The following is a 20,639-nucleotide window of genomic DNA, read 5'->3' on the forward strand; positions in this document are numbered from 1 at the left end:
AGGTGAATTCTTCACAAGAAATGACGATTATAGTTATATGTTTTCAACTTCATTAGAGTTATTAGAATACCTAAATTTATGTTAAGAAAATAAACACTATTCTTCTTTCTTTTCCACAGTAGAAATTATGGGCACATAATTTTTTATGGTAATGACATAAATTATTTAATAAGTAAAAAACACAATGATATTTTATCAGAAATCCTAAGGAGATTGACGTTTATGAAAGTTAATGAATTGATTGAAAATGTAGTTAATAAAGTAGCCTGGCATAATCGTTATGGTGGTAGCTTTTTTGATACTTATTATTGTTGTACCGAATATGTACAAAATGAAAAGCCTTATGGCCCATTTTCATTAAAAGAAGTTAACACCATGCTCTGGGAGTTTTTCGACATGCTAGATGACTTAAAAGCTAGCAAGAATGGTGTTTTTCAAACTTTAAACCTTTATGGATTTAGAGTTAATGGTTTTTATTTTGAACTTGATAAAGGTTTTTACACACATCCTTCAGTTGAAATTAGTAGTGCAACCTCCACTGAACCTTATGATTTATACAAGGTTGTTGAGATGTTTGGATCTGAGGATGATAAGGAAAAATTTAATGATTCTGGTGTCTTGGATGATATAGGTTGGGATTATTACCTACCTTTAGGTGACAGCTGATTATGAAAAAAAAGATAGTTGTATTTACCGGCGCAGGGATTAGCGCAGAGAGCGGTATAAGAACATTCAGAGATAATGATGGCTTGTGGAATGAGTATCCTGTTGCAGAAGTCGCGACGAAATTCGCTCTCGAACATAACACTGAAATTGTCCTGAAATTTTATAATCAACGCAGGTTAGCTGCTGCGAAAGCTCAACCCAATTTCGCTCATATTGCGTTAGCAGAACTTGAATCGACCTATGAGGTTATTATTCTGACCCAAAATGTTGATGATTTACATGAGAGGGCCGGTAGTTCTAATGTTATCCATTTACATGGCCAGCTCAATCGTGCCCAAAGCAGCATCGACAGCTCTATTGTGTATGCGTGGGACAAGCCAATTCACATAGGTCAACATTGTGAATTAAATAGTCAACTACGCCCTAATATTGTTTTATTTGGTGAGCCTGTATTGCATTTAGAAGAAGCTCGAAGACACATTAAGTCTGCTGATAAAGTGCTTGCAATTGGTAGTTCTTTAACAGTTCTGCCAGCAGCTAGTTTGTTAAAAAAAGCTCCGTATAAGGCTGAGAAGATTCTTGTATCTCTAGATGTTAAGGGAAAAATTCCTTACGGGTACAAATTTCTCAGAGGGAAAGCAGCGAATATTGTACCCGCTATATGTAAAAACTGGATATTATAGTTCAACAAAGAAAAAGGAATAACAATATTTTAATGGTATGTAAATGTATATATCACGGAGGTGTTTATAGTAAGCAGAGATAAATTTTTAAAGAAAATTGAAGAAGCTGAAAAGAAAGGTCTAATTGACCTATATGAACTGCGGGAAACGGCGATAAAAAGACAGAAACGAGTAGAGAGTGTGTTACTAAAACTAAGTAGAAATAAAGACAATCAATAAAATCACAATGACTCACGATATCAAAAATATTTTTGTGTAGTGTTTATTAATAATATGGTTCGATTGCTACAGTTTCATTAGGATGTTTAGTTTTTATCCATACTTTAAGTAATCAGTAGTTCGCTAAATTAAACCGAAACTCTAAGAAGGTTCTGTCCAAAAACAAGTTACGGTGATCGCCCTACTAACTCGGTAACCGTTTCATAAAACTCTATTCCTTAATCGTGTTAGCGAAATAGTGGCTTTCACAAACCCAAAGGACCAACAGGGTTTGGTGTTCGCCTATTAGATCGCATGGTGAAAGATCACTTCGAGAACTGATTTATTTAAGAAATAACAATGAGATGGAGGTTGATAGAACCTCCTTCTCAAGCGGTGTTTAGAAACGTTTCTTGAGTTTTCTCTTATTATGTTGGAACATATTCCGTGCTTACGCGAACGATTAAGCAAACGATTGCTTAATCGCAAATACAAGGACAGGGATTGTGCCGAACGGACTATTTTCAATCGAGCGATTTATCGACGATCTCGCTCGCTTTTCAGAAACCACAGATGGGGTAACTCGCTTTCCGCTTACCGAATTGGCGGCAAAAGCGCGTGATTACATTACCCAAGTCATGGAACAAATGGGCCTATCGGTATGGACGGATGGGGCAGGGAATGTTCATGGTTATCTAGCGGGAAGTGATCCCTCATGTACTGCACCTTTAGTGTTGGGTTCGCACTTTGATTCGGTGCGTAATGCTGGCAAATACGATGGGGTTGCAGGTATTGCTTGCGCTTTGGATGCGCTTGATAAACTGCTGGCGCAAGGGACGTTACTGCCGTTTCCGATCGAGATTCTTGCTTTAGAAGGTGAAGAAGGCTGCGAATTTAAAAGCCCGCTCATCGGGAGTAAGGCGTTAACTGGGCAACTGTCGCCCGAAGCGCTGAAGCATATCGTCAATTCTGCAGGGCAAAACTACTATCAGCAGTGCCAAGCGGCGCACTTAGATCCCGATGCTCTGCAAACGCCTTATTATCATTCTGAGTCGATGGCGGGTTTTATTGAACTGCATATCGAACAGGCTGCGACCTTAGATCGTCAAGGTATTCCTCTTGGCATCGTGACCGCAATTAGTGCTCTGCAACGAATCCGCATTGAATTTCATGGGCAGGCCAATCACGCTGGAGCAACACCGATGAATCAGCGGGCGGATGCGTTAGTGACCGCCGCGCAATTTATTCATCAAGTACCGACGATGTTGACTGAATATGGTTCAGCGGCGGCTACCATCACTTGCGGTCATATTGAATGTTCACCGAATCGTGCCAATGTGATTCCCGGTTTTGCTGCATTAGAAATTGATATTCGCGACACGTCCCAAGCGGCGATTGAACGTCTTTCTGCTGGTGTAAAAGAGACCGTAAAGCAGTTAGAACACGCCAGTGGTATCACAACCTCTTTTACCATCATGGGAATGGGTGACGCAGTCACCATGGATGAATCATTACGTGAACAATTACGCCAAAGCTGTCGGCGTCTCGATATTGCTCACATGGATATTCATAGCGGAGCTGGCCACGATGCGGGCGTGTTTGCCCAAGTCGCACCAACGGCCATGCTGTTTGTGCCCAGTATCGATGGTTACAGTCACAATCCTAAAGAATTCACACCACTTCATTTTCTAGAACAAGGGGCATCCGTTCTCTTGGACTTTTTTTATCACTATCAATACCAATAGGGACTGTTATGGTTGCTCAAGTACTTAGCGGCAAGCTAACGTTAAGCGAACGCTTGGATCAGCGTTTTCAATTAGGCAAAAATAAAACCAATGTGAGAACAGAAATTGTCGCCGGCATCACCACTTTTATGGCGATGGCGTACATTTTGATTGTTCATCCGATGTTTATGAAAGCCGCTGGCATGGATGTGGGGGCGGTCACCGCCGCCGTTGCGCTTTTTTCCGCGCTTGCCTGTTTTGCCATGGGCTATTTCACTAATCTTCCGTTTGCATTAGCTCCAGCAATGGGTGGCAACGCTTTCTTTGCTTTTACGCTGGTGGCTGATGGTGTTGTGAATTGGCAGACGGGCATGGGAATGGTGTTTGTCTCCGGGATTACCTTTGTTCTGCTCACTTTGCTGGGGCTAAGAGAGCTGGTGGTGCGCATGATGCCAACTAACGTCAAGATTGCGATTGGTGCGGCAATTGGTCTCTATATCGCGCAGTTGGGGTTTAAAAGTGGTGGTTTGATGGCCTTTAGTGGTCATTCGATTACCTTGGGTAGCATGAGCGACTATAAAGTGCTGCTCACGGTTGTAGGTCTTGCCATCACGATGGGGTTAACGGCGCGTAAGGTGACTGGCGCTTTGCTGTATTCCATGGTGATCATCACTGCGATTGGTATCCCGCTAGGCTTAACTCATGTACCTGACCACTTTGTTTCTCTGCCGCCATCAATTGCACCTATTGCGCTAAAGCTTGATATCGGTGCTGCACTGCAGTTTGGTTATATCTCCTTTATCTTTACCTTCTTTGTAGGGGACTTCTTCTCTACGTTAGGCACTTTATTGGGTGTTTCCGATAAAGCTGGATTATTGGATAAAGATGGCAACCTCCCCAATATTCACAAACCATTTTGGGTGGATTCCGTTGCCACTGTTGTTGGTTCGCTGTTTGGTTTAACCACGCTGACGTCGTACATTGAGTCTGCTGCGGGTGTAGAAGCGGGTGGTCGTACTGGTTTAACGGCGATTGTGACCGGTTTTTGTTTCTTGATTTGTCTGTTTCTAACGCCGATTGCCACCATGATTCCCGGCTTTGCCACGGCTCCTGTCCTTATCATGATTGGCTTGATGATGTTAACCAGTGTGCAACGCTTGGATTTTTCTGATCCAACCGAATTAATGCCCGCGTTCTCGACGATTGTTTTTTGTGCTTACACCTCTAGCATCGCGAACGGGATTAGCTTTGGTATTTTGTCTTATATCGTCGTGAAGCTGTTGTCTGGTCGCTATAAAGATATTCACCCTGGTTTGTACTTGCTGGCGATTCCGCTGGTCTATTTCTTTGCTATTAAGTGAGTCCGATGAGAATTAATCCAAACCATCCTCAAGCTTTGATTCAAGCCGCACAAGGGCAAATCGCAGTCGATTTATTGGTAGAGAATGTCCGTATCGTGAATCTGTTTACTGGCGAAATTGCGCCTGGGGCGGTGGGCATTTTCGATGGCATGATAGCCTTTGTGGATTTCGATCCAGAAAATTTACATCGAGAAACGCTGACGTATCAGGCAAAACAAATCATCGATGGAGAAGGCCAATATTTGATTCCCGGTTTTATCGACGCGCATTTGCACATTGAAAGCACCATGATGACACCACGGCATTTCTCTGCGGCGGTGTTGCCATGGGGGACGACAACTGTGGTTATTGACCCACATGAAATCGGTAATGTACTGGGCGCTGAAGGGGTGCAATACATGGCGCAGTCGGTGAGTGATCTGCCGATTCGTTACTATGTGTTAGCGCCTTCGTGTGTGCCGGCTTTGCCGGGCATGGAGTCCTCTGGCGCAGATTTCTATGCCACAGACATTCAGCAGCTTACTCACTCTGAGGGGATCTTTGGTATTGGTGAAGTGATGGATTTTCATGGTGTGCTCAATAACGACCAGCGCATGGTGGACATCCTCAATCAGGCCAACCAACAGCATCAATACATTCAAGGACATGCACCGGGCATGTTTGGTCGCCGTCTCAATGCCTATTTATGCAGTGGCCCGACGAACGATCATGAAAGCCGTAGTGGTCAAGAGGCCAAAGACAAAATGCGTCTTGGTATGTATGTTGATGCTCGTGAAAGCTCGGCTTCCCAGAACGTGCGCGATATTGTTGAGGCGGTAAAAGAGTTTCGCTATCACGACCTGTTATGCCTTTGTACGGATGACCGTGAAGCGTCCGACATCCTTGAAAGCGGTCATATGAACTATGTGGTGAAAACCGCTATTGAGGCAGGATTAGACCCTATCACAGCGATTCGCTGTGCCACGCTGCATACGGCTCGCGATTTGGGTGTGCGTAATCTGGGCGCGGTTGCTCCCGGTTATGTAGCGGATTTGCAATTACTGGAATCGCTGACCGATCCTAAACCTTCGCTGGTGATCAGTCAGGGACAGATTGTGGCGAAGCACAATCAGCTCGTCGCTTCTTTCGCCGCAAAAGTTAGCCCAGTGGAACAATGCAATACGGTGGATAAGATACCGCTGTTGAGTGAATCGGATCTGACGATTGTTGCTCCGATTCACAATGGCACGGTGAAAGTGAATGTGATGCATTACTTAAAACCCAATGGTTCGCTCACTGAGTGGCGGCCAACGGATATTGAAGTTATCGATGGTCAGCTTCAGCTACCAGTAGGACACATGTTTGCTGTGGTGCAAAATCGATATGGATTAAGTGAGCAACGCACTTTAGCGGTAGTGAGTGGGTTTGGATTACGTGAAGGAGCGATAGCCTCTACGGTATCGCACGATAGCCATAACTTGACGGCGATTTTTGATACACCAGCGAATGCGTTAGTCGCTATTCATCAAGTGATTGAGCAGCACGGCGGGATTGCAAGTAGTGCTAAAGAGCAAGTCACGGCCAATATTCCATTGCCTGTTGCTGGACTGATGTCTTTGGAATCATGTGATGTAGTGGCTGAGCAAAGTGAAAACATGAAAGCGGTGCTGCGTGAACAAGGATTGACTCAAGCGCCAAACCCGACGATGCGGATATCCACCATGGCACTGCCAGTGATACCGAAGGCGAAACTGTCTGACAAAGGGCTAATTGATGTCGCTAATCACTGTTTTGTGCCGCTGTTCATCGATTAAATCGGCAACTGTAGAGGTTCTTTAAATTGCCATGCTAGGTCACTTCTTCGAGTTGGACATTCTTATTTGAACATTCCGATTTGAAAACAGCGAGTTGGAAATTGACCTATGGACAGATTTACAGTGTAAAGGAGATACCAGCGCTCAATCGATTCCCATGAAACGATGGGAAAAGAGAGAGCGCTGGCAGGTTGCTCGGTTGTTATTTAACAAGAATGCCTTTTACCAAAGCGAAGGTGAGTGGTAATGCTCATCAAGTTGCTGACTGAACCAGCGTCCGTTTAACACGGAATGGATTAACTTACTCTTATCTTCCTCGCTCAGGCGATAATCCTGATCCATCAACTCAATAATATCTTTCGTTTGATAGGCTTGGTCAGTGCGATACAGCACGCTGTTTTTCGTATTCGCATCGAAAACATACAGTGACTCACCGTTGGTGGCAGTGGTTTTATTCCACGGTTTCCATTCCACATCAATCGCATTTGACGGTTTACCCTGACGAATAAACGCAGCAATGTGTGTTTCCAAATCGTGAGCGAGCTGCTGCGCACCTTCCGTTTTAAACGCATTGCCAAACATGGGCATATTGACGCTGGAGTCTAATAACGGAATGAAAACGCCGTGGAATGACCCGATGCGCGTCATGGCAGGTCCAGTAATGATTGGAGCTGAGCCGTAGTTGATTTTGCCAGCATAAATGGGGGCAGAAAATTTCGCCTTAAGCATGGTATCGACGGACTCTTCCACGTTAAACGCACTATAAAGTAGACCACCGTAACGAAAGACAAAATCATATTCGATCGCTTTATGTGGCTGATTATTCCAGTCAGTGGCGGCAAATTCTGGATCGCCCAGAGCAAAGAAGGAAAACTCATTCGCTCCAGTGAGCATCATGGTAGGCACTTGATTATAAGTGGCTTTGTCAAAGCCCTGACTAGGTAGAACCGTACCATCGGTATACAGATGAGGGAAGACGCTCATACGAATCCCTGCGTTTTGCATCAGCTTGGCGAGTCTGGTTGGGCTAAGCGACTGCAGGTAGGCTTTAACTTCACTATCCCCTTGTTTGAGCCATTTTTCTGCAGCAGCTAAATCGGGTTGGCGACCATCTTCAACTGCCAGTGGTGCGAAGGCTTTTGCAAATACCGTCTGACTTTCTTTTACCGGTGCGGTCGTCATGCCACCACTAAAGACAATCGCATGTTGGAATTTGTCTTTAAATACAGGTGAGATTAGCATTGCCATGACATCGCGCCCACCGGCTGAAAATCCTGAAACCGTGATGTTGTTACTGTCGCCGCCAAACTGGTGAATGTTGTGCTTGATCCAATCTAATGCGGCACTTTGGTCAAGTAAGCCAAAGTTACCTGACGCTTGCAGTGGTTCTGCCGTTTTAATGGCTTTTAGAGGGTTAAAGCCCAGAACACCAAGGCGATAATTGACGGTCACCACCACGGATTTGGTTGCCAAGGCGAGCTGGGTTGGATTGAACTCATCAGCTTTACCCGTTTGGTTATTACCGCCATGGATATAAAGCAGAACTGGTAAGGTTTCATCTGTGTTGGGGCGGTAGATGTTTAAGTTAAGACAATCTTCATCACCAACGACCTGATCTTTTTGCATTTGAGGGCAAATCGCACCCTGTTTTACGGCTTGAAAGGTGGTTGTCGCACTCGGTAATGGCTTGGCAATTTGCCAGCGTAAATGGCCAATTGGCGCCTGCGCATAAGGCACGCCCAACCAGCTTTGAACTGAATGATCGACTTTGCCAATAACCGTGCCTTGATTTAAATGCACTTGTGAATTGACTGCCAAAGCCGCACTGGAAGCGCACAATAGAGACGCTGTCGCAACGGCTTTTAGCCAAGTAGAAGTTAAGGAAGAACACGTCATTTTTTCACCTTCAAGGAATAAAAAACCCGTGGCGATCGAAATCGCCACGGGTCTTGCCTAAAGAGTACACTCTAAAGTAACAATCCAAACTAGTGGAGCAGAGTGTGCCGCGAGCTGAAGGCTGCTTCTGTTAATCACTTCATGTTTTTACAGAAGGTCGAGTTGCAAAACATCACGAGATGAAAAATATGTGATCTCACACAGGGATAGCTAATGACGGTGAAAAAAGAGAGCGACTCTAGGAGCCGCTCAATACGGAGTTATGCTTCTGACTGATCGACTGGAAGCACAATTTTCACATAGTCACCAGGTGCGGCGGTGATGACAGGGTTTTGCTCAGACCCTTGTGAATATGGAGCAATTTTTTCTGCTGGATTAAATTGAGTTAACCATTGATTCCAGTGTGTCCACCAAGAGCCTTCACTGCGTGACGCTTTGGATAGCCATTCATGGGGATCTTCAGTTAATTCATCATTTATCCAGTAACCATATTTATGTTTGTCTGGATGGTTAACAATACCTGCAATATGACCTGACTCGCCTAGGATAAAGGTTGGTTTACCACCTACTTTAAGTGTTCCTTTATAGGTGCCTTCCCAAAGTGCAATGTGGTCTTCTTTTGCTGATATGAAGTAAGTAGGGATGGTGATTTTACTCAAATCAATCCATACACCACCGACTTTCACGCCTTTGTCTTGAACCAATTTATTGTTCAAGTAGAACTCACGTAACATAAAGTTACTGGTTGGCGCGCTTAGGTTAGTTCCGTCACTGTTCCAGTAGAGCAGATCGAAATCAACAGGGTTGTTACCTTTCAGGTAGTGTTCAACGTAGTAGTTCCAGTACAAGGAATTTTCACGCAACAGACTGAAGGTAACGTTCATCATCCTGCCGTCCATATAACCACGCATATTGTTTTGGATTTCAACTGCACTGATGATCGGATCATTGATGTAAACACCAATATCACCAGGTTGAGCAAAGTCCAATAATGTCGTGAAGAACGTTGCTGATTTGATGCGTTTTTTCATGCGTTTAGCAGCGAAATAGGCCACAGTACAAGCAAGTACAGTACCACCAATGCAATAGCCCGCTGCATTGATCTCTTCTTGACCAGTGATGTCTTCAATTGCGCTAATCGCTTTTACAACACCTTCAGTGATGTAATCACCGAACTCAACATTGCGTTGAGCATAACCCGGGTTGCGCCAAGACATCATGAAAACACTGTGTCCTTGTTCAAGAAGCCATTTCACCATTGAGTTTTTGGCTCTCAAATCAAGGATATAGAATTTATTGATGTAAGGGGGAACAATCAATAATGGTGTTGCATTGACTTTTTCAGTCAAAGGTTTGTACTGAATCAGTTCAAACAATTCATTACGAAATACCACATCACCCGCCGTGGTTGCGATGTCTTCACCAACACGGAAAGCCTTTTTGTTCGTCATACGAATTTTTAGGATTTCAGCACTGGATTCCACATCTTCTTTAAGCTGTTCTAGCCCAGCGAGCAAGTTGGCACCATTTTGTTCAATGGTGAGCTTACGTAGTTCAGGGTTAGTGGCGATGAAGTTCGATGGAGAAAGGGCATTAATGGTTTGACGAGAAAAGAACATCAAACGTTCTTTCGTTTTGTCATCAAGACCGTCAATTGATTCAATAGTGTCGAGATAAGTCTTACTAAACAGCAGATAAGATTGTTTAATAAAGCTAGACACAACATCAGCATTCCAAGCTTCGTCTGAAAAACGTTTGTCGCCTTTTTCTGCTTCAACCATACCTTTTTGAGTTGGATTGAGAAAGACGTTTTGCCAGATGTCTAACTGTTTTTCCCACCATTGGGTTTGCAGTTTGAGCATTGCTTGGGGTTGATTCGCTGCTTGTTCTAACAGTTTCGTTGTATCATCGAAATTCACATCACGCAGCGCTTTATTCACTGGTGAGCTGAGGACTTCCTTGTTCGCTTCGAAGTTTCTCCACCAATGCACATTGGCTTCTTGAAGTTTTACAAGATAGTCCGAAAAGAAGTTTTGATACATTGTGAGACTCCTGTGATCGGAAAATACGCCGCCTCTTCCGAGGCGGCGTGCTGTCGAGAACTGTTATTTAGTAGCAGGAGTTACTGTTTTGATATTTTCAGTAGTTAGTTTATCAAAATCGTCTTTGAACTCTTTAGCGATAGCTTGGATCTTGTTGCTGTCTTCGATCAACTGTTTTGACAGTTCAGAGAACACAGCAAGTTGTTCGCTGTTGAATTTAGTCAGAGAAGTAACGTCTTTGATTTCGCTGGCTGCTTTCACTTGGCTTAGGCCCATTTCGCTATAAGTTTTGATAGCGTTTAGTTGCATCTCAGTAAGAGTTTCAACGTTTTTAGCCATCAATTTGTTGAATTTAACAAATGGTTCGAAGCCTTTTTCTGCTTGATCAGTAAAAGTTTTAAAAAATTCGGTGTACATGGATATTCTCCTGATAGTGAATGATATAGTCCGTTAACTTTTAATTGCTTTGACTACTACTGCTGTGCCCATTCCTCCTCCGACACAGAGCGAAGCCACACCATATTGATCTGAGCGCTTTTGCATCTCATAAATCAAACTCACCAAAATACGGTTACCGGAAGCCCCAAGTGGGTGACCTAGAGCAATAGCACCACCGTTGACATTGGCTTTGTCTAAGATGGCACCAGGTTGAACTTTGTGGATCTGTGCGAGCTGTTTCACCACACCTAACGCCTGAGCAGCAAAAGCTTCGTTGAGTTCGAACAGATCAATATCTGTAATCTTCAATTGAGCTTTTTCTAGTGCTTTGGTGACTGCACCAACGGGACCTAACCCCATTACTTTAGGGTCAACACCCGCCTGAGCATAGGCAACCACCTCAACCAGAGGAGTTAAGTGGTAATCTTTAACGGCTTGTTCAGAAGCCAGGATGACGACGCTAGCGCCATCGTTGATTCCTGAAGCATTACCAGCGGTAACTGTACCTTCTTTATCGAATGCAGGACGAAGACGAGCCAATGTTTCGGAAGTGGTATTGGCTTTTGGGTATTCGTCTGTATCAAACAAGACAGTTTCACGACGCACTTTGATTTCTACTGGGACGATTTCATCTTTAAAACGTCCAGATTCAACTGCGGCTACTGCTTTGTTTTGACTTGCAGCAGCAAACTGATCTTGTTCTTCGCGAGAAATACCGACTTCTTTCGCTACATTCTCTGCGGTCACGCCCATGTGATATTGGTTAAACACATCGGTAAGACCATCATTAATCATCAAATCAGTCATTTGGGTATGACCCATCTTATGACCGTTACGAATACTTCCTGAAATGGCATAAGGAATAGCAGACATCACTTCAACACCGCCAGCGACAATAACCTTTGCATCACCACTGCGGATGTGAGACATACCATCCATCACAGCTTTCATACCACTGCCACAGACCATATTGATGCTGTAGGCTGGGACTGAAAATGGAATACCAGCTTTAATCGAAGCTTGACGACCAACGTTCATACCTTGGCCTGCACCAACAACGTTACCCATAATGACTTCATCAATATGATTAACGTCGATTCCAGCAGCTTCTACTGCAGCTTTGATCGCGACTGCACCCAATTCACCAGCAGGCACATCTTTTAGTGAGCCACCAAAAGAACCTAGGGCAGTACGTTTAGCTGCGACAATAAATACTTTTTCCATCCAACATCCCTCTAGTGCATGTATAAGCCGCCGTTAACCGACAAGGTTTCACCAGTGATGTATGAACCAGAATCACTAACCAAGTAAGCAACTGCGTTTGCAATGTCTTCAGGAGTAGCAAGGCGTCTCATTGGAATTTGAGCTTTGATTGACTCAAGAACCTCTTCACGCATTTTGGCAACCATTGGAGTTGCCGTGTATCCAGGTGCCACTGCGTTCACAGTTACGCCTGCTTTTGCACCTTCTAGAGCTAGAGCCTTGGTGAAACCAATCATCCCTGCTTTGGCTGCAGAGTAGTTAGTTTGACCAAATTGACCTTTGATGCCGTTTACAGAGGTAATGTTGACGATACGACCATGACCTTGTTCAAGCATGGCTGGGAAAATAGGGTGAGTAACGTTAAATACGCTATTCAAGTTGGTATCAATAACAGCATGCCAATCATCAGCGGTCATTTTTTTAAATACCGCATCACGGGTGATACCCGCCGTGTTGACTAACACTTCAATGCCACCCTCTTCAGCAAGAAGTTTGGTGAGTTTTTCCTGACATTCGTCACCCTTGGTAACATCAAGTTCAAGTAGACGAATCTGATCGTCGGAAAAACCGTTTTCTTTTACCCATTCGACAGAGTGGTCGTACATTTGCTGGATATATGTAGCAACAACTTTGTAACCGTCATTGATCAATTTTTTTGTAATGGCAGATCCAATTCCGCCAGTTGCCCCTGTAATCAAAGCGACCTTTTTCATAAAAGACTCCATTCAAAGTGCACGGTATTCGCTATTATCCCAGTTCGACATCGACTCAATGGTCAAAACCCTTTGCCCATCAATTTAAGAAACTAGGATAACGCTCTTAATATCTTACATTCAACTTATTTACATATTTAAGACAGTTGACTCTTTTAAAGTCATCTTATTTTTTTGCGTTTTTAAGCTAAAACACACATGTGAAAAGTTTAATACCAAAAATTGTTTTTAGTTTTAAATCTTGATCGCACTCAAAGAACTATGAAAGGGATTTCCTACTTTTTCAAGTTTTGCCAAAAAAAAATACTAGGAATTTCGCCAAAAAAAAAATATCAGTTAAAAATAGAATTGATTTTTTAATTGGTTGTTTTTACTTTGTTTTTTTTGGTTTTTTTCTATGTGTGATAAACGGGGTGGTATTTTCATTAGACTTAATTCTTATGGTAAATAAATCGATATTTCATTTGGTAATAATATGTGATTTATCATTAGATGTGGGAGTATATCGAAATTGTATACATTTATTTAACAAATGATATATCAAAATAGAATAAAAACACTATTACCTAGTTTGATGCTTGTCTTATTTATGAGATAATTATTTATAGAAATATTAATTTGTAATTATTGCGAATTTCATTCGTTAAAGAGTGATGAGTTTTATTTAAATAAATAGCAGGTTATTTTATATTAATAGTCGAAAATTTTTTTCATTAATTTACCTTGCATAATATTAAATATAAGCTACCCGCTTTATTTATATACCTTTATATTAGAGAGTTATGATTTGTGTTAGTTGAATTTGGAATAATAACTAAATTAATTAACATATGCGCAACAATAAAGGTAAAAAGGTGCAAGCAAGGCAGTGCTTAAATATGCAACTAGTTTTAATTAATGACGTATACGATGAAGTAATTTGACTGTGTGGATAAAAAGTAAACAAAAGCAGTGAGTTATCCGAGAAAAACATGATAAAATTCGTTCCTATGAATACGATTTCATCATGCTGAAAGTGTTAAAAAACACTTTTTTTAATTTAATTATTAAGTGTTTGATTTGATAGAAGTCCTTATCTGGCAAGGGATGACGCTTCTGCTAATGCCAAATCTTATATACTCAAATGTGATATTGCTTCTCTTACGTGACAATGTCTCTAATGTTTCAAGGCTAATGATATGGATTATCTCAGTAGTTCCACTTTGCTCTCTGTGCTGCTCATTTTTATCGGCTCGTTTGTTCAAACGGCCATTGGGTTTGGTCTTGCGGTGGTTGCTGCACCATTGTTGTTTACGTTATCACCGGACTACGTGCCTGCCCCCGTCACATTAAGCGCTTTGGTGTTATCGATCTTAAATGCGCTTAAGCTGCGCAGCAGTATATCGATTGGTGGACTCAAGATGGCACTTCTGGGCCGCGTTCCTGGCTCTATGGCGGGTGGGGTGCTACTCACTTGGGTCTCGGTAAAGGTGTTAGAACTGTGGTTGGGTTTATTGGTATTGCTTGCAGTGTTAGTGAGCTTATTACCTTTTCGTCTTGAACCGACACCTCGACGTATGGCGATTGCGGGGTTCTTTTCCGGCTTTTTCGGTACCAGCAGCGCGATTGGTGGGCCACCGATGGCGCTGTTACTGCAACATCAAGAGGCGAATAACTTGCGCGGCAATTTAGCGGCTTTCTTTGTGTTCAGTTCGATCATGTCATTGATAGTGCAGGGAGTTGCTGGCTTTTTCACTTGGCATCATATTGTGATCTCTTTGCCTTTGATGCCTGCGGTACTGCTCGGCTATTTCTTGGCAATCAAGTTCACGCAAAAGTGGCCTAAAGAAACCATTCGCCGTTATGCGTTGTTTCTGTGCTTTCTAAGTGGGTTTACGGCTTTAGTTAAAGGATTGATGTAGCAACCATCTTGGTTTAATCGAACGCCATTAGAGTGAAACCAAAAAACCAAATCATAAAAAAAGCCAGTCATCACGACTGGCTTTGCCCCTAAGGGTTTCGAGGTAAGCTAAATTATTATATCGGGGCATAAAGAGTAACTCGGTATTTACTGTAGGCTGTCCCATACCCCTAAGATATACATGATGCCTAAGGCTCTATCATAGAGACCATAACCTGGCCTTGCCCATTGCTCTTCTCCCCAAATATGCCGGCCGTGGTCTGGACGAACATAGCCTTGAAAGTGATGTTTATGCAGTGTTTTGATCACTTGCACGGTATCGACTGAGCCATCGCAGGCGCGATGTGAGGTTTCGATAAAGTCGCCATTTTCAAATCGTTTCACATTACGAATGTGGATAAAGTGAATTCGATCAGCAAAGGTATCGATGATGTCAGGCAGATCGTTATTGGCTGAGCCTAATGATCCAGTACAAAGGCTTAAGCCGTTAAATGGACTGTCGACCAGTTTTAAAAAGCGGCCGATGTTTTCTTTATTTGTGATGATGCGCGGCAAACCAAAGATCGGGAAAGCCGGATCGTCAGGGTGAATGCCCATTTTGATCCCCACCTCTTCACACACCGGAATCACTTGTTCAAGGAAGTAGCGAAGGTTGGACCACAGATCTTCCGCAGTAAAGTTTTCGTATTGCTTAAAGGTCTGTTTGAGCTTGGCTAAACGCTCTGGTTCCCAGCCCGGCATAGTGACATCGACATTATGTGATAACGTATCAATCAGCTCTAACGGGTCGATATTCTCAATACGGCTTTTTTCAAAAAACAGCGCATTGGAACCATCTGGTAATGGGTGAAACAACTCGGTGCGTGTCCAGTCAAAGACTGGCATGAAGTTATAGCAGACGACCTTAACCCCAGCTTTGGCTAAGCGACGCAACGTCTCTTTGTAGTTATCGATGTACATATCTCGGCTGGGTAGACCCAGCTTGATGTCTTCATGCACGTTAACGCTTTCAACCACATCGATGTTAAATCCGGCCGCTTCGATAAGCGCTTTTTCTTTGCTGATACGCTCTTCACTCCATAACTCACCTGCGGGCATATCGTGCAGAGACCAAACGATGCCCTCAACTCCTGGGATCTGTTTAATGTGTCCTAGAGTGACTTTGTCATTTCCTTCGCCATACCAGCGAAATGTCATATGCATATTCAGCTCCTCGTTAGTGAGTTGCAAGCGATTGGTGTTGTTTAACCCACTGATAGACAGATTGTTTTGCGCCTATGCTCAGGATCTGTTTTAGTGCTGCAGTGAGCTTTTGAGTGAATTCAGGATGCTGAGTAAAGAATGGGTCGAACACTTTGTTGATGGCCACAAAAGCGGTAACCAATTGTTCTGGGTTGGCTTGGTGCTGTTCCCAGACTTGAGCGAAGGTTTCTTTCAATGGGTCTTGCACATCAATGGCTTGGTTCTGTTCATCAATCCCGCTGACATAACGAATCCAGCCTGCTAGAGCCAAATACAGACCTGAAAGTTCGATATTGTGCTCTAATCCATAACGCATGGTTTGCAGAAAACGTTGCGGTACTTTTTGTGAACCATCCATCGCAATTTGCCATGTTAGGTGTTTTAGGGCGCGGTTTTCGTAACGTTCAATTAATTGATTTTTGTAGTCATTGAGATCAACACCTTGAATGTGGACCGATGGGGTGATTTCGTTGTCCATCATGCTGCGGATAAAGGTCTTAAATTGCGGGTCAGCAATGGTTTCGGCGATGGTACGATAACCAGAGAGGTAACCCAAATACGCCATTGATGAGTGAGTACCATTAAGCAGTCTCAGTTTCATCTCTTCGAAAGGTAGAACGTCATCAGTGACTTGAATATTGGCAATCGAGGTGGTTTCCCACAAAGGTCGTTCATTAACGAACTTGTCCTCAACGACCCATTGTAGGAAGGGTTCGGTTACGACACAGGCGTCATCGCGTACACCAAGTGCTTCAGAGACACGATCAATGTCTTGCGCAGTGGTGCGTGGCACAATGCGGTCAACCATAGTGCAAGGAAATTGGATGTTGTCTTTGATCCATTGATAAAGCTCTGCATCACGGGCTTTGGCAAACTGCAAAACTACTTTTTCGAGTACATGGCCATTCTCAGGTAAGTTGTCGCAAGTCAGCGGAGTAAAAGGACGAATACCATGCAGGCGACGGTAGTTTAACCCTTCTACCAAAAATCCAATCGCAGATTTTGGATGAGATGGGTCTTCTAAATCGTGTTTGATAAAGGGGTGTTCTAGGTCTAAATCCCCTGTGGCTGGATGGTGGCAATAGCCTTTTTCCGTCACGGTTAGTGACACAATTTTTACTGCTGGATCGCGAAGATAGGCAAAAATCTTATCGATTTCGCGGCTAGTCAGAATGGTTTCTACTGCGCCAACAACGTGAATGTCGAGCTGATCATTATATCCCACACCAACAGAGTAGAGGTTGTCTTGCTCTGCCATATTGTCTTGTAATTCGCTGTTGCCCCAAGTAACCCCAACAATCTTCCAGTTTCCCCCTTTTTCTTTCATGTAGGTATCGGTGATCAAAGCTTGGTGAGCACGATGAAATGCGCCATAGCCTAAATGGACGATACCTACTTTAGCAGAGAGCTCAGAAGGAGTGGGACGGTGTGCTGCATTAGCATGAGAGAGAGAAGATAAAGATAATTTCATAATAAAATGCTCAATCATTTAAGGTGATGGTGCTGATTGTTGGCAGCATCGAGAGTAATTTAAAGTGGGCAGATACTTACAGTAAGTGCCCACTCACTTCATTTATTGGGCTTGAATATCATCAAGCATACCGACGAGATCAGGGTTTTCTTGGCGGAACTTGTCGTAGACCGGTTTCACTGCTGCTTGAAATTTACTGATATCGCTTTGCACAAAGGTAATGTGGTTTTCTGTCAGCGCTTTTTTGGATTTTTCAACGTAGTTGTTCCAGTTGGTTTCCTGCTGTTTCACGGTTTCTTTGGCCACTTCACGAATGATTTTACGTTGTTCATCGGTCAAGGAATCCCACACGCTGGTGGATACAACAAGTACGTCTGGCACCATAGTGTGTTTATCGTAGGAGTACACTTTCTCTACTTCGTAGTGGCGAGAAGAGTAATAAGAAGGGATGTTATTTTCTGCGCCATCAACCACACCTTGTTGCATTGCTGAGTAGAGTTCACCATAAGGTAGCGGCACGGGGGTTCCACCGAGCGCTTTGATGGTATCGATAGAGACGGAAGAGTTTTGTACGCGAATTTTTAGACCTTTTAGATCATCCGGAGTACGAATCGGTTTTGAGGTGTAAAAGCTACGCGAACCGGCATCCAAAAATGCGAGACCAATAAAGCCCGAATCTTTTGATGATGCGAGAATTTTTTCACCAATTGGACCGTCAAGTACTTGATGGTATTGGGTATCACTTTTGTACAGATAAGGTAGCGAAAGCAGTTTGTAGTCTGGTGCAAATGAGGTCAGCGGAGCGGCACTGACTTTAGTAAAGGCGATAGTGCCGTTTTGTACCATTTGCAGAAGGCCGGTTTCGTTACCCAATGTGCCGTTCGGATAGACTTTGACTCGCACATGTGCACGTTGTGACACTTGCTCAGCAAACCAAGTCAGAGAGGCATGCACAGGGTGTTCTGTAGGCAGCTCATGAGCGAGTTTCAATGTCGCGGCTTGGACATTCATGGTCATGACCGCAGAGGCTGCACAGGTAAGAAGGAATTGATTCAGTCGTTTCATAGTAGGGTCCTGTTATCGTTGTTAGTGTTGGTATCCGGCTAGGGTTGGTAGCCATAGAGATAGTGATGGGAATAGGGTAATAATCCCGAGGGTGACGATCATGATGGCAAACAGAGGGACCAATTTAGGGACAACTTGGCCCAGTTTGGAGTCAGACACGCTACAGCCAACAAACAGCGCTGTACCAACGGGTGGCGTGCAGATACCAATACACAGGTTGAATACGAGAATAATGCCAAAGTGAATCGGGTCGATGCCGAGTTGGGTGGCAATAGGTAAAAAGATCGGGGTAAAAATCAGTACTGCTGGGGTCATGTCCATAAAGGTGCCGACCACGAGCAGAATGACGTTCATGAGCAGAATGACCACAATTGGGTTAGTCGAAGTTTGCAATACGAAATCAGCAATGAAGGTAGGAATATCCGCATTGGCCATCGCCCAAGACATAGCAGAGGAGGTGGCAACCATCAGCAGTACAATGGAGGTGGTGACCACACTTTCGACTAACACTGGGAACATATCTTTGAGTTTTAGTTCGCGGTAGAACACACCCAAGATTAAGGCGTACACAACGGCGATTGCAGAGGCTTCGGTCGCAGTAAAGATCCCAGCTAAAATACCGCCCATAATGATGATCACTAGGGTAAGACTTGGAATTGCATCCCAAACCACTTTGCCGGTTCTTTCGGTCACAACGATTTTTTCTTGCGGAATGTGATAACGCTTGCCCAGTAAAAAGATCCCAAGCATCACACCAAGACCCATTAAGATCCCTGGGATATAACCAGCAATAAACAGATACTGCACTGATGTACTACTGACTAACGCAAATAAGATCAGAATGTTAGAAGGTGGAATGAGTAGGCCTGATGGGCAAGAGGCAATGTTGACCGCGGTTGAAAAATCAATCGGGTATTTTTGTTTCTCTTGCAGTGGTTTCATTATTCCACCTACCGCAGCAGCAGATGCGGTTGCTGAACCCGATAGGGAGCCAAATAGCATGTTCGCTATTACGTTGACATGGGCAAGAGAGCCAGGAAGACGACCACCAAACAGCATAGCGAAGTTGATTAGACGCGTTGCAAGACCACCACGGTTCATCAAGTTACCCGCTACGATAAAAAATGGCAGTGCGAGTAGGCCAAAGTTATCTAAGCCGTTGGCTAACTTTTGTGAGACCAATAAGGTCGCTTTATCGATAGGGAAATCGATGAATACGGTTAAGAGCGCAGCAATACCAATTGAAAAGGCAATTGGCACACCGACAAGTAGCAAGACGGCTAAGGTACAAAACAACACTACGACAGGCATCAAGTCAAAAAATGCGTCGGGCATATTGAGCAGAAAGTGCTGAGAAAACAGCAAATCAAGAAGCGTCATTATAGTTGCCCCTCTAATGAAATTGGATGAGATTTTTGAGTCAGTTCATGCACGGCTTGGACGATATCAACCACTCCAAAATAGTCGATAAGACATCCAGCAATCGGCACGACTAGGTACACATAGCCGATCAATAGATGATGACCACCGAGTACGATCCCGGGAGAAATCTGTCCATGTTCGAGAGTGCTAGAGACCAAATCAGAGCCGCCGTAAATAAAGGCGATGGATGAAAAAGCAATGATGATCAGGTTGATCACTATGCTTAATGTCAGTTTTCCGCGAGATGCCAATTTGGCGGAAAGAAGTTCCAGTGCTAAGTGGCGTTTGATAACGAAGGTGTATGCGCCGCCTAAAATCCCGATCCAGATCAGGAGATAACGCGACAACTCATCAGTAAAGCCGGAAGGATCTTGCATTACATAACGAGTAAACACCTGCCAAACAACCGCCACGATCATTACGATCATAAAGAGGGTTAACACCAGTTGTAACACGCGACTTATTAAATCGTTCATTGTTCGGATAAACATTTCTTTCATCTCTTCGTGTAATCAAATTCAGTGGTTATCCTTTGACGTCGCTCAGTGAATCTATCAAGCGCAAGTGTTTCTCTGCTGTCAAAGGTACGGAATTAGGTAGGTTGTTATAATTGGTATACCTTTTGGTGTGTTAGATTATATTTGGTATAACATTAGAAATGCGTTGATGATCAAAAAATGAACCATTAAATGAAAAGGTGTTTTAAAATTTGACACATATAACAACTTAACAAATATAACCGGCTACAAACGGGCAAAATTA

At 43.5% G+C, this 20,639-nt stretch carries 16 protein-coding genes; 6 read left to right on the forward strand and 10 right to left on the reverse strand.

Features of this window, described 5'->3' with window-relative positions; all coding sequences use genetic code 11:
- Positions 1-222 precede the first annotated feature (222 nt).
- The 5 genes from OCV11_RS16770 (at position 223) to ade (ending at position 6,425) form a co-directional block, all read left to right on the forward strand.
- Positions 223-666: a hypothetical protein gene (locus OCV11_RS16770; protein WP_261897173.1), complete on the forward strand. Its 444-nt coding sequence runs from the start codon at positions 223-225 to the stop codon at positions 664-666.
- 2 nt (positions 667-668) lie between these two features.
- Complete coding sequence (locus OCV11_RS16775) at positions 669-1,349, forward strand: SIR2 family NAD-dependent protein deacylase (RefSeq protein ID WP_261897174.1); 681 nt, start codon at positions 669-671, stop codon at positions 1,347-1,349.
- 704 nt (positions 1,350-2,053) lie between these two features.
- Positions 2,054-3,292 (forward strand): M20 family metallo-hydrolase, encoded by a 1,239-nt coding sequence (locus tag OCV11_RS16780; RefSeq protein WP_261897175.1) that lies wholly within the window; start codon positions 2,054-2,056, stop codon positions 3,290-3,292.
- A gap of 8 nt (positions 3,293-3,300) precedes the next feature.
- Positions 3,301-4,632 (forward strand): NCS2 family permease, encoded by a 1,332-nt coding sequence (locus OCV11_RS16785; protein ID WP_261897176.1) that lies wholly within the window; start codon positions 3,301-3,303, stop codon positions 4,630-4,632.
- 5 nt (positions 4,633-4,637) lie between these two features.
- Positions 4,638-6,425: an adenine deaminase gene (gene ade / locus OCV11_RS16790; RefSeq protein ID WP_261897177.1), complete on the forward strand. Its 1,788-nt coding sequence runs from the start codon at positions 4,638-4,640 to the stop codon at positions 6,423-6,425.
- Between the two features lie 222 nt (positions 6,426-6,647).
- Here ade and OCV11_RS16795 read toward each other — a convergent pair whose 3' ends face one another.
- From OCV11_RS16795 to OCV11_RS16815, 5 genes are all read right to left on the reverse strand, one after another.
- On the reverse strand, positions 6,648-8,321 hold the full coding sequence (locus OCV11_RS16795) for a carboxylesterase family protein (protein WP_261897178.1): 1,674 nt from the start codon (positions 8,319-8,321) through the stop codon (positions 6,648-6,650).
- A 260-nt stretch (positions 8,322-8,581) separates the two neighbouring features.
- A complete protein-coding gene (phaC, locus tag OCV11_RS16800) occupies positions 8,582-10,363 on the reverse strand; it encodes a class I poly(R)-hydroxyalkanoic acid synthase (protein ID WP_261897179.1) in 1,782 nt (593 codons plus the stop codon).
- Positions 10,364-10,426: 63 nt separating this feature from the next.
- The gene (locus OCV11_RS16805) at positions 10,427-10,780 is read right to left on the reverse strand and encodes a phasin family protein (protein WP_261897180.1); all 354 of its coding nucleotides are present in this window, start codon (positions 10,778-10,780) and stop codon (positions 10,427-10,429) included.
- Between the two features lie 33 nt (positions 10,781-10,813).
- The gene (locus OCV11_RS16810) at positions 10,814-12,025 is read right to left on the reverse strand and encodes an acetyl-CoA C-acetyltransferase (protein WP_261897181.1); all 1,212 of its coding nucleotides are present in this window, start codon (positions 12,023-12,025) and stop codon (positions 10,814-10,816) included.
- A gap of 11 nt (positions 12,026-12,036) precedes the next feature.
- Positions 12,037-12,777 carry an SDR family oxidoreductase gene (locus tag OCV11_RS16815; protein WP_261897182.1) on the reverse strand — a complete coding sequence of 247 codons (741 nt, stop codon included), beginning with the start codon at positions 12,775-12,777 and terminating at the stop codon, positions 12,037-12,039.
- A 1,178-nt stretch (positions 12,778-13,955) separates the two neighbouring features.
- Here OCV11_RS16815 and OCV11_RS16820 point away from each other — a divergent pair.
- A complete protein-coding gene (locus tag OCV11_RS16820) occupies positions 13,956-14,678 on the forward strand; it encodes a sulfite exporter TauE/SafE family protein (protein WP_261897183.1) in 723 nt (240 codons plus the stop codon).
- A 146-nt stretch (positions 14,679-14,824) separates the two neighbouring features.
- On the opposite strand, the gene uxuA is transcribed toward OCV11_RS16820, so the two are convergent.
- The 5 genes from uxuA to OCV11_RS16845 form a co-directional block, all read right to left on the reverse strand.
- Complete coding sequence (uxuA, locus tag OCV11_RS16825) at positions 14,825-15,880, reverse strand: mannonate dehydratase (protein WP_261897184.1); 1,056 nt, start codon at positions 15,878-15,880, stop codon at positions 14,825-14,827.
- Positions 15,881-15,893: 13 nt separating this feature from the next.
- Positions 15,894-17,390, reverse strand: coding sequence for a mannitol dehydrogenase family protein (locus OCV11_RS16830; protein WP_261897185.1), 1,497 nt, complete (start codon positions 17,388-17,390; stop codon positions 15,894-15,896).
- Between the two features lie 102 nt (positions 17,391-17,492).
- The gene (locus tag OCV11_RS16835) at positions 17,493-18,455 is read right to left on the reverse strand and encodes a TRAP transporter substrate-binding protein (RefSeq protein WP_261897186.1); all 963 of its coding nucleotides are present in this window, start codon (positions 18,453-18,455) and stop codon (positions 17,493-17,495) included.
- A 21-nt stretch (positions 18,456-18,476) separates the two neighbouring features.
- The gene (locus OCV11_RS16840) at positions 18,477-19,835 is read right to left on the reverse strand and encodes a TRAP transporter large permease (protein ID WP_444546127.1); all 1,359 of its coding nucleotides are present in this window, start codon (positions 19,833-19,835) and stop codon (positions 18,477-18,479) included.
- The gene (locus OCV11_RS16845) at positions 19,835-20,368 is read right to left on the reverse strand and encodes a TRAP transporter small permease (RefSeq protein ID WP_261897187.1); all 534 of its coding nucleotides are present in this window, start codon (positions 20,366-20,368) and stop codon (positions 19,835-19,837) included. Before OCV11_RS16845 ends, OCV11_RS16840 begins: the two co-directional genes overlap by 1 nt.
- Positions 20,369-20,639: the final 271 nt, after the last annotated feature.

The organism is Vibrio porteresiae DSM 19223 (genome assembly GCF_024347055.1).
GTDB classification, from domain to species: Bacteria; Pseudomonadota; Gammaproteobacteria; order Enterobacterales; family Vibrionaceae; genus Vibrio; species Vibrio porteresiae.